The sequence below is a fragment of the Chitinophaga alhagiae genome, assembly GCF_003568665.1.
GTDB classification, from domain to species: Bacteria; Bacteroidota; Bacteroidia; order Chitinophagales; family Chitinophagaceae; genus Chitinophaga; species Chitinophaga alhagiae.
Window position 1 is genome coordinate 2,058,761 of record NZ_QXMH01000001.1, and the last position, 12,803, is coordinate 2,071,563.

The 12,803-nt window shown below is 52.6% G+C and carries 9 protein-coding genes; 8 read left to right on the plus strand and 1 reads right to left on the minus strand.

Going from position 1 to position 12,803, the window contains the following annotated elements:
- Positions 1–4: 4 nt before the first annotated feature.
- The 5 genes from D3A97_RS08375 to D3A97_RS08395 all read left to right on the plus strand — a co-directional run bounded on the left by D3A97_RS08375 (position 5) and on the right by D3A97_RS08395 (position 7,235).
- Complete coding sequence (locus D3A97_RS08375; RefSeq protein WP_119077919.1) at positions 5–2,416, plus strand: ABC transporter permease; 2,412 nt, start codon at positions 5–7, stop codon at positions 2,414–2,416.
- Between the two features lie 26 nt (positions 2,417–2,442).
- Positions 2,443–3,105 carry an ABC transporter ATP-binding protein gene (locus D3A97_RS08380; protein ID WP_119077920.1) on the plus strand — a complete coding sequence of 221 codons (663 nt, stop codon included), beginning with the start codon at positions 2,443–2,445 and terminating at the stop codon, positions 3,103–3,105.
- Between the two features lie 149 nt (positions 3,106–3,254).
- A complete protein-coding gene (locus tag D3A97_RS08385) occupies positions 3,255–4,703 on the plus strand; it encodes a TolC family protein (RefSeq protein WP_198673895.1) in 1,449 nt (482 codons plus the stop codon).
- Positions 4,704–4,734: 31 nt separating this feature from the next.
- Complete coding sequence (locus D3A97_RS08390) at positions 4,735–6,126, plus strand: efflux RND transporter periplasmic adaptor subunit (protein WP_119077922.1); 1,392 nt, start codon at positions 4,735–4,737, stop codon at positions 6,124–6,126.
- An 89-nt stretch (positions 6,127–6,215) separates the two neighbouring features.
- A complete protein-coding gene (locus D3A97_RS08395) occupies positions 6,216–7,235 on the plus strand; it encodes an NAD(P)H-dependent glycerol-3-phosphate dehydrogenase (protein ID WP_119078485.1) in 1,020 nt (339 codons plus the stop codon).
- Here D3A97_RS08395 and hemW read toward each other — a convergent pair.
- On the minus strand, positions 7,232–8,356 hold the full coding sequence (hemW, locus tag D3A97_RS08400) for a radical SAM family heme chaperone HemW (protein ID WP_119077923.1): 1,125 nt from the start codon (positions 8,354–8,356) through the stop codon (positions 7,232–7,234). The genes D3A97_RS08395 and hemW overlap by 4 nt on opposite strands.
- 134 nt (positions 8,357–8,490) lie before the next feature.
- On the opposite strand from hemW, the gene D3A97_RS08405 reads away from it, so the two are divergent.
- The 3 genes from D3A97_RS08405 (at position 8,491) to D3A97_RS08415 (ending at position 12,421) form a co-directional block, all read left to right on the plus strand.
- Positions 8,491–9,420 carry a DUF4271 domain-containing protein gene (locus D3A97_RS08405; protein WP_157986423.1) on the plus strand — a complete coding sequence of 310 codons (930 nt, stop codon included), beginning with the start codon at positions 8,491–8,493 and terminating at the stop codon, positions 9,418–9,420.
- Positions 9,421–9,555: 135 nt separating this feature from the next.
- Complete coding sequence (locus D3A97_RS08410) at positions 9,556–10,242, plus strand: uroporphyrinogen-III synthase (protein WP_232825887.1); 687 nt, start codon at positions 9,556–9,558, stop codon at positions 10,240–10,242.
- A 136-nt stretch (positions 10,243–10,378) separates the two neighbouring features.
- On the plus strand, positions 10,379–12,421 hold the full coding sequence (locus D3A97_RS08415) for a thioredoxin domain-containing protein (protein ID WP_119077926.1): 2,043 nt from the start codon (positions 10,379–10,381) through the stop codon (positions 12,419–12,421).
- The last annotated feature ends 382 nt before the right edge of the window (positions 12,422–12,803 follow it).

The window sequence follows — 12,803 nt, forward strand, 5'->3', positions numbered from 1 at the left end:
TGTCATGATAAAGAACTATCTGAAAATTGCATGGAGAAGCATCTGGAAATCCAAACAGGTGTCTGCCATCAACATTGCCGGGCTGAGTATGGCCATAGCTGTGGCCCTGCTGCTCAGCCTCACTGTATATCGGGAATTTACCTTTGACCAGTTCCACGAAAACAGGAAAGACCTGTACCAGGTATATATGGAAGAAGCGTATAACGACAAGGCCCGCGGCCGCTCCAATATGCCGTACCCCATGGGCCCGGCGCTGGCCACGGAAATGCCGGGGCTGAAGGCGGTAACCCGTTTTTCTAACGGCGGCGCCAGCATGCGTACTACAGACCTGCCGCAGGAGGTAACCCTGCTTTGTGTAGACAGTACCTTCCTGCAGATGTTCACCTTTCCCGCTATATCCGGCAGCACCGCCATGGGCATCAACGATGCCGTGATCTCGGAAACAACCGCCAAAAGATATTTCAAGACCGCAGATGCCGTAGGCCAAACGGTGCTGCTGCGCCTGGGCAGCAATTGGGAGAGCTTCAAGGTGGCCGCCGTGCTGCAAGACCCGCCAGACGAGTCCAGCATCCGGTTTGACGTACTGCTGCGCATCGAAAACAACCCGGCTTACAAAAGTGATCAGAACGAATGGGAAAACTTCAGCCTGCACACCTTTGTGCAGCTGCAGCCCGGCGGCAACCCGCTGGCGTTTGAGCAGGCCGCCAAAAAATTCATGGCGTCCCACTACGCCAAAAGGATCGACGAGCTGAAAAAAATGGGGGCCAAACCGGGCAAAGGGGAGGAGTACATGCGCCTGGGCCTGGTATCTATGGACAATGTGCATTTCGACCCTGTTTCTTCCCTCAGTAAAATGAAGCGGCCGGTGCTGTACATGCTGCTGTTCATTGCCGTGTTCCTGCTGTTCATAGCCAGTATCAATTTCATGAACCTTACCATGGCCCGCGCCTTTACCCGCGCCAAGGAAGTAGGCATGCGCAAAATGTTGGGAGCGGCCAGGCTGCAGCTGGTGTTGCAGCTATGCGGGGAGGCCATGATCCTGTTCTTTATTTCCCTGGTATTGGGCATGGCGCTGGCGTACATACTCATGCCGGGTTTCACCGCTTTCCTCAATAACAAGCTGCCGCTTTCCCTGCTGCTCAAACCGCAGATCATGGCAGGCATAGTGGGGTGCTTTTTGCTCATTTCCCTGCTGGCGGGCGGTTATCCGGCACTGGTGCTGGCCAGCTCCAAAACGCTGCAGGTGCTCAAAGGCAAGATCAACACCGGCAGAAAGCACTACCTCCGCAACTCCCTCATTGTGGCGCAGTTCGTTATATCCTGTATTATGATCTGCTGCACCATTGTGGCCTGGCAGCAAATGAACTACCTGAACAGTAAACCGCTGGGCATCAATACGCATGAGGTAGTGAGCGTACCGGTAGGCAATGGGCACGACGGGCACCAGGTACTGCAGCGCCTGCGCGCGGCATTGAAACAATACCCTGACGTGCTGGCGGTTTCAGCTTCGTCCAATAATTTTGGAAGGGGAAAAGACGGCAGCATGTCTACCTCCATTCTCTCCTTTGACCACAACGACCGGGAAGTGCAGACCCACATCATGAGCATAGACTATGACTTTGTAAAAACGCTTGACCTCAGGCTGCTGGCCGGCAGGGATATGGACCGCGCCATGGCGGCAGACTCCCTGGGGCTGCTCATCAACGAGAACATGGCCCGGGAGCTGGGGGTGAAAGAAGTAGTGGGCCACCGCATCCGGTTTGATGAGAATGCAAAGGAAGAATACACAGTGCTGGGCGTGGTAAAGAACTATCACTTCAAGTCCCTGCACGAAGAGATAGCGCCTCTCACGCTGTTCCTGTCCAACCGGGAAGACCCGCCGTCCTATATTTTTGTGAAGGTAAGCCCCGCCAACCTGCAAGGTTCCATGCAGAAGATAGAAGCGGCCTGGAAGACGGCCGTGCCGGGCGCGGCGTTCAACGCCTCTTTCCTGGATGAAAATACCAACCGCCTTTACAACGACGAAAAGAAACTTTCCCGGATATTTGTAAGCGGCGCCTTGCTCACCATTGCCATTTCCTGCATGGGGCTGTTTGCCATTGCCATGATGGCCATTAACCAGCGCACCCGGGAGATTGGCGTGCGCAAGGTGCTGGGGGCCAGCATAGGCAGTATTACCATGCTGGTATCCGGAGATTTCCTGAAACTGGTGGTATTGTCTATCCTCATTGCCGTACCGCTGGCCTGGCTGGTAATGGGCAACTGGCTGAACAACTATGCCTACAGCATCCGCCTCAATATCTGGATTTTCCTCGCCGCCGGCCTCATTGCCATACTGGTGGCGGCTATTACCATCAGCTTCCAGACCATCAGGGCGGCGCTGGCCAACCCGGTAAAATCACTACGTACAGAGTAAACCTTCAACATATTTTAACTAACATCATGATCCAGTTACGCAACATCACCAAACATTACCCGGTAGGCTTCGGGAAACAGGAAATCCTGAAAGATGTGAACCTGCATATCCACGAAGGGGAATTTGTATCCATTATGGGCCCCTCCGGTTCCGGGAAATCTACCTTGTTGCATATACTCGGTTTGCTGGAAGAGCCCTCTGAGGGGGACTACTATTTCCAGGGGGAGCTGGTGCAGAAAATGAACGATAAAAAACGCACCCAGCTGCACCGGGGCGCCATCGGCTTCGTATTCCAGGCATATCACCTGATAGATGAACTTACCGTGTATGAGAACATAGAAACACCCCTGCTCTATAAAAACATGCCCGGCTCGGAACGCAAGAGCCGTGTGGCAGATATACTGGACAGGTTCAATATTGTGGCCAAAAAAGACCTGTTCCCCAACCAGCTCTCCGGGGGGCAGCAGCAGCTGGTGGGCATTGCCCGTGCCATAGTGGCCGAGCCGGCCGTTATTTTTGCGGATGAGCCTACTGGCAACCTGCACTCAGACCAGGCCAGGTCCATCATGGAACTGTTTGCAGACCTGAACCGGAACGAGCGGATAACCATTGTACAGGTCACCCATTCAGAAACCAATGCCGCCTATGGGAACCGTATTATCCAGATCAGTGACGGCAAAGTGCAATAGGCGCTTTTTTGAAATTCCGTAAGCTAAAAACTCATCATATGATGTTTTGCCTTAAATTCGTGTGGCCCCGCGCCACACCTAATAACAATTTGCCATTTATCAAGAAGGCGCGAAAGGTGTTATTTCAATTAATATATTTTTGTCAGGATATGAAAGTAAAGTCCGTTGTATTTGCATCCATCTCAGTAATGTTGTTGTTTGCGAACCCGCGCCCTGTAGCCGCCCAGGATAGTTGGAGCTACCAGCGCTGCCTGGACTATGCGCTGGCCCATAACCTGACCCTCAAACAAAGCGAGCTGCAGCAAAGGCTGGCGGCGCTTACCCTGAAGCAGAACCGCCTCTCCCAGCTGCCCACCATCAATGCGGGCCTGAACGGGGGGTACCGCTTCGGCCGTTCTATTGACCCTACGCAGAACACCTTCGTTACCCAGTCCCTCTTCAACTCCGGCTTCAGTATAGACGCTTCCGCAGACATTTTTGGCTGGTTCACCAAGCAGAACGCCATCAGGGCCTCCAAATACCAGCTGTATGCCCAGAACTTCCAGCTGGAAAAGGCCCGTAATGACATGGGGGTGAATATTGCCAATGCCTTTCTGCAAATATTGCTGGCCAGCGAGCAGGTGAAAATAGGGAAGTCTCAGGTAGCGCTCAGCCAGGCGCAGCTGGACAACACCAAAAAACTGGTGGCCGCCGGCTCTGTGCCGGAAAGCAACCAGGCTGATATGGAGGCGCAGCTGGCGCGGGACAGTTCTACGCTCATTGCCGCGCAAAACAGCGCCATTACCACCGTACTGCAAATGAAGGCCCTGCTGAACCTGGAGTTTACAGTACCATTCAGCACAGAGCTGCCCGAAGACGTGCTGAAAGCGCCGCTGCTCAATCTCTTCGAAACATCGCCAGAAATGGTGTTCAGTGCCGCCATAGCCAACCAGCCGCAATACAAGGCGGATGAAATGCTGGTGAAAGCGGCGGACCGGTCGCTGGCCTCAACCCGCGGCGCCCTGTACCCGAGCCTTCGCTTTTACGCCGGCGCCGGTACCAACTATGCCAATACTACCCGGGAGGCCTATGGCTCGCCCCGGCCCAAAATAGATACCATTGGTCTCGTAGACGTAGGTGGTACCATCTACAACGTGGTGCAGCCAGGCTTTGAAAGGCCCGGCACCCGCCTTACGCCGTTTGGTGACCAGCTGAGCAATAACTTTGGCCAGAATTTCGGCCTCTCCCTCAATATCCCCATCCTCAACGGCTGGCGGCAGCGCTCTGAGGTGGAAAGGGCCAAAATTGAAGTGGAGAACCGCAAGCTCACCATGGACGTGAACCGCCTGCAGCTGAGGCAGGATGTGTACACCGCCCACGCAGACGCTATAGGCGCCCTGCAGAAATACAACGCGGCCATCACCACGGAAATGGCTTCGCAGAAAGCGTATGATTTTGCCACCAAACGATTTGAAGTGGGCCTTATGAATTCAGTAGAGTACATCACCACTCAAACCAATCTTTTCAAGGCGCAGATAGATCGGGTATCTGCCCTGTATGATTATATATTTAAAGTAAAATTGCTGGAGTTCTACCGCGACCAGAAAATATCGCTGTAGCGATTGCCGGACACAGAAATACCTAGCGTATATGAAGAAGAAGAAACTGCTTTACTGGATCATTGGCGGCTTTGCAGCCATTATAGTGCTGCTGGTAATTACCAAAATGTCCGGCCAGGATGAAGGCACCAAAGTGGCTACAGACAAGGTTGCCAAAAAAGATATCATTGAAGTGGTTTCCGCCAGCGGTAAAATTTTCCCTGAAATAGAGGTGAAGGTAAGCTCTGACGTGTCTGGCGAAATTACCGACCTGCTGGTGGAAGAAGGGGACTCCGTGAAAAAAGGGCAGGTAGTGGCAAGGATATATGCGGATATTTACGGGTCTATGAGAGACCGTGCCGCCGCCTCTGTTAGCCAGCAGCAGGCAGAACTGGCCAACAGCTCTGCGTCTCTCAACGCCTTCAAGGCCAAGCTGGACCAGTCTAGGGCCGCTTTTGACCGCAACAACGAGCTGCTGCGCCAGAAGGTGATTTCCCGTTCCGAATTTGAAACGGCCGAAGCCGCCTACAAATCAGCGCTGGCAGATTACAATGCGGCCGAGCAACGTATTAACAGCAGCCGGTATGCTGTAGCCAGCGCGCAGGCCAACCTCACGGAAGCCAACAAGAACCTGGGCCGCACCACCATACAGGCGCCCATGAGCGGCACCGTGTCTCTGCTCTCCGTAAAGAAGGGCGAACGCGTGGTAGGTACCGCACAGATGACCGGTACGGAAATGCTCCGCATTGCAGATATGAATACCATGGAAGTGCAGGTAGATGTAGGGGAGAACGATATTCCCAAGGTGAAATACGGAGACTCCGCCATTATTGAAGTAGACGCATACAATAACCGCAAGTTCAAAGGCGTGGTAACGCAGATAGCCAGCTCCAGCAAAGGGGCGGCTACCGCCACCGCTTCCACCTCTTCAGCAGAGCAGGTAACCAACTATGTGGTGCATATCCGTATTCTGCCGGAGTCCTATAAAGATCTGCTAGACCCGGAAAACAAGCGCCGCTTTCCTTTCCGCCCCGGCATGAGCGCTAATGTAGACATACAGACCCGCACGGAAAAACAGGTGCTGGCCATTCCCATCAACGCTGTAACCACCCGCAACCCGGCAGATACGGCCAAACACACCGCCGGTAAAGATAAAAAGGCGAATGCCCCGGCAGGCGCCACACCGTCAACCCCAGCCGCGGCGGCAGACAATGAAAAGAAAGATTTCACAGAAGTGGTGTTTGTGCTGCAGAAAGACAATACGGTTAAAATGGTGGAAGTAAGCACTGGCATCCAGGACGATAACAACATCCGGATCACAAGCGGCCTGAAGGAAGGGGAAGAAGTGATAAGCGGCCCGTACACAGCGGTTTCCCGCACACTGGAAAACGGCAAGAAGGTAAAGGTGGTGCCAAAATCGCAACTCTTTGAAGGCGGTAAGTAACTGCCGCTATATAAAGCAATGTAAAAGCCGGGCGTTTTCCCGGCTTTTGCTTTTTTGTTACATTGCAGGAAATTAAGGAAACGTTGAGCATGGGAAATCATATCGGCATTATTGGAAGCGGCAGCTGGGCCACCGCCCTCGCCAAAATACTGACAGACAACAACCAGCACATCCACTGGTGGATAAGGAATGAAGATACCATCCGGCACATGCAGCTGCGCCATCATAACAAGCACTATCTCACTTCCGTTTATTTTGATACCCGCCTGCTGCAGCTGGACCACCGGGTGGAAGAAGTAGTGAAAGCCAGCGATACCATCATTCTGGCGGTGCCTTCCGCTTTTTTGCGCACGGTGCTGGACGCGCTGCCGCCCAACGCGCTGGAAGGGAAAAAGGTGGTGTCTGCCATCAAAGGCCTGGTAACCGGTACCAACCAGCTGATCAACGATTACCTGGGCGAGTTGTTTAACCTGCCGCTGGAGCGGTATTTCACCATCACCGGCCCCTGCCACGCGGAAGAAGTGGCCAGTGAAAAACTGTCTTACCTCACCTTTTCAGGGATGGACACCGCGGAAACGGAGGCCATTGCCACCCTGTTCAACAACAGCTACCTGCAAACCATTGTGAATAAAGACGTGATGGGCGTACAGTTTGCGTCCGTGCTCAAGAATATCTACGCCATGGGGGCCGGCATTGCGCATGGCCTGGAGTATGGGGACAACTTCCTGAGCGTATTCATCACCAACTGCTTCCGCGAAATGCAGGAGTTCCTGGAAAAATACGAGCAAAACCAGGCAGGCGCCGGCAAGGAGCCTACGGTACATAATTACAATGCCAGCGCTTATCTGGGAGACCTGCTGGTAACCTGCTACTCCCTGCACAGCCGTAACCGCATGTTCGGTAACATGATAGGCAAAGGTTACAGCGTAAAGGCCACGCAGCTGGAACTGAACATGGTGGCGGAAGGTTATTACGCCAGCCGGTGCATACACGAGATCAACGCTGAAATAGGCGCCTATATGCCCATTGCGCAAAAAGTATACGCCATACTCTGGGAGCAGCTGCATACGGAGGAGGCCTTTTTTGAACTGGAAAAGGGGTTGGTCTAAAAGAACATGGCGGCGGCAATGCCGTCTGCAAAAAACTTGCCCGCGCGCGTGAGCCGCAAGGTGGTTGCTTCTTCCTTCATCCAGCCTTTCTCAATAAATTCTTTACCCGCGGCATGGAGCTGGAGGCTCTTTTCAGGCCCGAACCGCTCCGCCACAACATCCAGGTTGCAACCCGCTTCGGTGCGGAGAGAGATCATGATGTACTCATTCAGCGCCATCTGGGGGCTGAGCAGTTCCTTCTCAAAAGCAAGGCTGCCTTTGCGTACACCCTGTATGTAAAGCGCGTTGTTGGCCACGTTCCATTGCCGGGAGCTGATGTTGAAAGAATGGGCGGAAGGTCCCAGCCCGAGGTAAGGCTTGCCCTGCCAGTAGCTGCTGTTGTGGCGGGAGCGCTTGCCCGGCAGTGCAAAGTTGGATATTTCGTAGTGTTCGTAGCCGGCTTCTTCCAGCCATTGCATGAGCAGTTCAAAATGCTGCGCTGCCCTGTCAGGGTCAATGGCCGGTACTTTATGGTGCCGTATGAAATGGTCAAGCGCCGTGCCCGGCTCTACCGTGAGCGCGTAGCAGGAGAGGTGCGGTACCTCCAGGGCCACGGCCTTTGCCACATTTTGCCGCCAATGTTCATGGCTGAGGGTAGGGCCGCCGTAGATCAGGTCTATGCTGAAATTGTCAAAACCCGCGGCGCGAGCCTGCACAATGCATGCTTCCGCCTGCTGCGCGTTATGCGCGCGGTTCATCCAGCGCAGGTCTTCCTCAAAAAAAGACTGGATGCCGATGCTGAGGCGGTTAATACCTGCAGCCTTCAGTCCCTCCAGCGTGGCGGCCTCCAGATCGTCTGGGTTGGCCTCCAGTGTAATTTCCGCATCCGGTTGTACGTTATAGTGGCACCGCAACGTGTCCAGCAGGCCGCTGATGACCGGGGGCGGCAACAGGCTGGGCGTACCCCCGCCAAAATAGATGGTTTGCACCGGCCGGCCAGCCAGGTAGTCTTTTTGCATGGCGGCCTCCACATGCAGGCATTCCACCAGTTCTTCCCGGTTTTGCAGGGAAGTGGAGAAATGAAAGTTGCAATAGTGGCACGCTTTTTTACAAAAAGGAATATGAAGATAAATACCGGCCATGATCTGTTTTAAGAAAGAATTATCGGGATAATTTGCAAACCTCGAAAATACATATGAGTTTTGTTGATATTTTTGGAACAAGAATAGTTAACAGCATAAAAAAATTTGGATCGTTGCGTACCTGGTTGTTGTTCATGTTAATGATATGGAGCGCGCTGCCGGCATTCAGCCAGGCAGACAGTGCCCGCCGCGCCCGTACCGTTGCCCCACGGCCGCAAACGCACAAAGTTACGGCAGATTCTTTGCATGTGGCAGACTCGCTCCGCCGTGTGGCAGATTCCGCGAAGGCCGCCCTGCCCCGGGTAAACCCTTATGATACCGTGCTGCAGCAACTGGCAAGGACCAACCGCTATCTGCAGGCAGCTAATAAAACACCGCAATACGACATTAATCCGTTGCGGATAGATCCCGGCCAGGACTGGCTGGTGTACCTGGTGGGCGGCGTACTGCTGCTGCTGGGTGTGATCCGCACGGCTTACCTCAAATATTTTTCAGACCTCTTCCGGGCCTTTTTCAACCCCACGCTCAGCCAGCGCCAGTTGAAAGACCAGTTGTCTCAATCTCCGTTCCCCAACTTTGTACTCAATTTCTTTTTTGCCATCAGCATGGGGCTGTACCTGTACCTGCTCATGTACCGGCTCAATTACCCCACCAACGCCATAGCCTGGATGCTGATACCCGGCCTGATGCTGCTGGTAGGCATTATTTACCTGGTGAAGTTTGTGGTGCTGCGCTTCTGTGGCTGGCTGTTCGGCAACGAGGAACTGATAGACGCCTATGTATTTATCTTGTACCTGATCAACAAGGTGCTGGGTATTATGCTGGCGCCTTTTCTGGTGATACTGGCCTTCTGTACGCCTGAAATAGCCGGTACAAGCCTGTATATTTCGATATTTTTTATAGTATTACTGGTTGTATACCGGTACGTAAGATCTTATTCTTTGATCCGCCAATATCTCTCTTTCAGCAAATTGCATTTTTTTCTTTACCTTTGCGCATTCGAAGTAGTGCCGGTTTTAATAATTACAAAGGTACTTTTACTTTGGTTAACTGGTAATCCGTAAGATTACTGCTATTGTTAAAACAAGAGCAAATTACGTATGATAAAAGGCGGGCCAAAAAAAGATTTGCAGGAGAAACAACTAACGATCCTAATTTCCCAACCTAAGCCAGAGACAGAGAAATCACCTTATTATGACTTGGCGAAGAAATTCAACGTGCGGTTGGATTTTTATCCCTTTATCAGGGTAGAGGGAGTGCCGGGCAAGGATTTCCGGAAACAGAAGGTAGATATCATTACCTATACGGCAGTGATCTTTACCAGCAGGAACGCGGTAGATCACTTCTTCCGCATCTGCGAGGAGCTGAAAGTAAAGGTGTCTCAGGATTGTAAGTACTTCTGTATTACAGAAGCCGTTGCGTTGTATCTGCAAAAATTCATCCTCTACCGTAAACGCAAGGTTTTTTATGGGGCAGACGGCTCCACTAAAAGCTTGCTGGAAGTGATGAACAAGCACCGGGAAAACGAGAAGTTCCTTTTCCCCAGCTCAGACAGCCAGAAAAAAGACATCGAGGAGTGGATGAAAACCAACAAGTGCGAATATGCCATCGCCTCTCTTTACAAAACCGTTTCAAACGATGTGAAGGAGGTACTGACAAATACGGAGTACGACATGATCGTGTTCTTCAGCCCTTCCGGTGTAAAATCACTTTTTGAGAACATGCCCAAGTTCAAGCAGAACGGCACCCACATTGGCGCCTTTGGCCCTACCACTTCTGCCGCGGTAGAAGAAGCCGGCCTCCGGCTGGATGTGAAAGCCCCTGCGCCGCAAGCCCCTTCTATGGTGGCCGCGCTCGAACAGTTCCTGCTGAGCCTGAAAAAATAAATTTCAATCGCTGTTTAACTTTTTTGGGAGCATCGTCAGATGCTCCCTTTTTTCGTTTTATTTTTGGGTAGAAGCCTCCACCGGCCAACAACTGTAGCCGGCAAACGCTTTGATCCGTAATCCGTAATTGATTCCCATGAACCATTTGGCAAAGGAAACCAGCCCCTACCTTTTACAACATGCGCATAACCCGGTAGACTGGTACCCCTGGGGTGAGGAAGCCCTGGAACGTGCGCTGCATGAAGACAAACCCATTCTGGTAAGCATCGGCTACGCCGCCTGCCACTGGTGCCATGTAATGGAAAGGGAAAGTTTTGAAGATGAAAGCGTGGCCGCCATCATGAACGAGCATTTCATCAATATCAAAATAGACCGCGAAGAGCGGCCGGACATAGATCATATCTACATGGACGCGCTGCAGGCCATGGCCGGTTCCGGCGGGTGGCCGCTGAACGTGTTTTTGCTGCCCAACCGGCAACCGTTTTATGGAGGCACCTACTTTCCACCCCGTAAAGCCTTTAACCGGCCTTCGTGGACAGACGTGCTGCTGGCCGTGGCGGACGCGTTCAAAACAAAGCGGGACGAGCTGGAAAGCCAGGCATCCAACCTTACCCAGCACCTGCACCAGAGCAACCAGTTCGGTATGGAGCTGGTGAACATGCAATTACCCAGGGAAGAACTGTTCACCCAGGCCCAGTGCAAAGACATTACGCTGGCCATGATGGGCCAGGCGGACAAGGAATGGGGCGGTTTTGGCCGTGCTCCCAAGTTCCCCGCCAGTTTCACCATACAGTACCTGCTGCGCTATTACCGCACCGGAAAAGATGAGGCCGCCCTGCAACAGGCCCTGCTTTCGCTGAACAAAATGGTGTACGGCGGTATTTACGACCAGTTGGGCGGCGGCTTTGCCCGTTACTCCACAGATGAAAAGTGGCTGGCCCCGCATTTTGAGAAAATGCTGTATGACAACGCCCTGCTGATAGATACGCTTTGCGAGGCCTGGCAACTTACCGGCAACCCGGTGTACGAACGCACGGTGGCCCAAACACTGGCCTTCATACAGCGGGAAATGACTTCTCCGGAGGGCGGTTTCTATGCCGCGCTTGACGCGGATTCAGAAGGGGAGGAAGGCAAGTTCTACGTATGGTCACTGGAAGAAATAGAAAGCCTGCTGGGAGATGATGCGCCCCCTTTCTGCGCATATTACGATGTAAGCCGCCATGGCAACTGGGAAGATCATAACATTCTCTGGGTGCCCAAAGCGCCGGCGCAGGTGGCCGCGGACCTGGGAATGGACCTTCCCGAACTGGAGGCGCATATGGAAAAATGCCGTGCTGTGCTATTGCAGGCACGCGGTAAACGCGTGCGGCCGGGGTTGGATGACAAGGTGCTGTTGGGTTGGAACGCCCTGATGATACATGCCTGCTGCAAAGCGTACGCCGCCTTTGGCGAGGAGGCCTGGCTGGCCATGGCGGAAAAGGCCATGACGTGCATCTGGGAAAAAATGAAGCAGCACGGGGCAGCCCCGGCCTTCTGGCATACGTACAAGAAAGGAACGGCCCGCTACCCGGCTTTCCTGGATGACTATGCTTATCTCATCCGTGCGCTGATAGTGATGCAGGAAGTTACCGGAAAGCTGGACTGGCTGCATAAGGCCGCCGCCATAACGGATTCGGTGATTGAACAATTTGGTGACGAAACCGCGCGTTATTTCTATTACACCGCATCCGGCCAGGCAGACGTTATCGTACGTAAGAAAGAAGTGTATGACGGCGCGGTGCCCAGCGGCAACGCGGTAATGGCCCATAACCTTTGGCACCTGTCCATTGTTTTTGACAGGAAAGACTGGGCGGAGCGGGCGCTGGGCATGACGGCCAGCCTCTCCGGTTCAGTGGTGCGTTACCCCACCTCTTTTGGCGTGTGGGCGGCCATGATGCTGAGGCTGGTACAGGGTACTACGGAACTGGCCGTGTCTGGCGCCGGGTACCGGCAAATGATGAAAGAACTGAACAAACTGTACATCCCCGGTAAGGTGCTGCTGGGCGCTGAGGGAGACCAGGAGGGCATGCCGCTGCTGCAGGGCCGTCACCAGCCGGGCAAAACATTGATCTATCTCTGCCAGGATTATCATTGTATTAAACCGGTGGAATACATATCAGAAATAGTTAATTTAATCTGATTTTTGTTGTAAATTGCATTCCCTTTGATATATTTGGTTTTAAAGCGAAAAATTAACATTGAATATTTCTAAATAAATATTATATTTATATTAAATACGATTATATCCTTGACAGGCAAGCCTTTAGAGAAGGCCCCCGTAGGTTTGCCGCCATGGTTAAATCTTAAAAGCTACGCCTTACTGCATAATAAAATGTTAAAAGCAACGTTTAAATGTGTTACGTAGCCCTGATTAGCGGAATTGAAAAAGTTGTGGGAAAACTTACTACGGATTAAAAATAATTATTACATTTGCTATCTTTCTGATAAACAACCAGGTGAAAAGTGTGACTAAAAAACAGATATTGCGCGTGGGCAGATGCATCTGGCAGGTTAAAGAAAAA

Bases quoted from the DNA above. Each gene is read 5' to 3' on its own strand.
- D3A97_RS08375 (WP_119077919.1), top strand. From the start codon at position 5: ATGATAAAGAACTATCTGAAAATTGCATGGAGAAGCATCTGGAAATCC.
- D3A97_RS08380 (WP_119077920.1), top strand. From the start codon at position 2,443: ATGATCCAGTTACGCAACATCACCAAACATTACCCGGTAGGCTTCGGG.
- D3A97_RS08385 (WP_198673895.1), top strand. From the start codon at position 3,255: ATGAAAGTAAAGTCCGTTGTATTTGCATCCATCTCAGTAATGTTGTTG.
- D3A97_RS08390 (WP_119077922.1), top strand. From the start codon at position 4,735: ATGAAGAAGAAGAAACTGCTTTACTGGATCATTGGCGGCTTTGCAGCC.
- D3A97_RS08395 (WP_119078485.1), top strand. From the start codon at position 6,216: ATGGGAAATCATATCGGCATTATTGGAAGCGGCAGCTGGGCCACCGCC.
- hemW (WP_119077923.1), bottom strand. From the start codon at position 8,356: ATGGCCGGTATTTATCTTCATATTCCTTTTTGTAAAAAAGCGTGCCAC.
- D3A97_RS08405 (WP_157986423.1), top strand. From the start codon at position 8,491: ATGTTAATGATATGGAGCGCGCTGCCGGCATTCAGCCAGGCAGACAGT.
- D3A97_RS08415 (WP_119077926.1), top strand. From the start codon at position 10,379: ATGAACCATTTGGCAAAGGAAACCAGCCCCTACCTTTTACAACATGCG.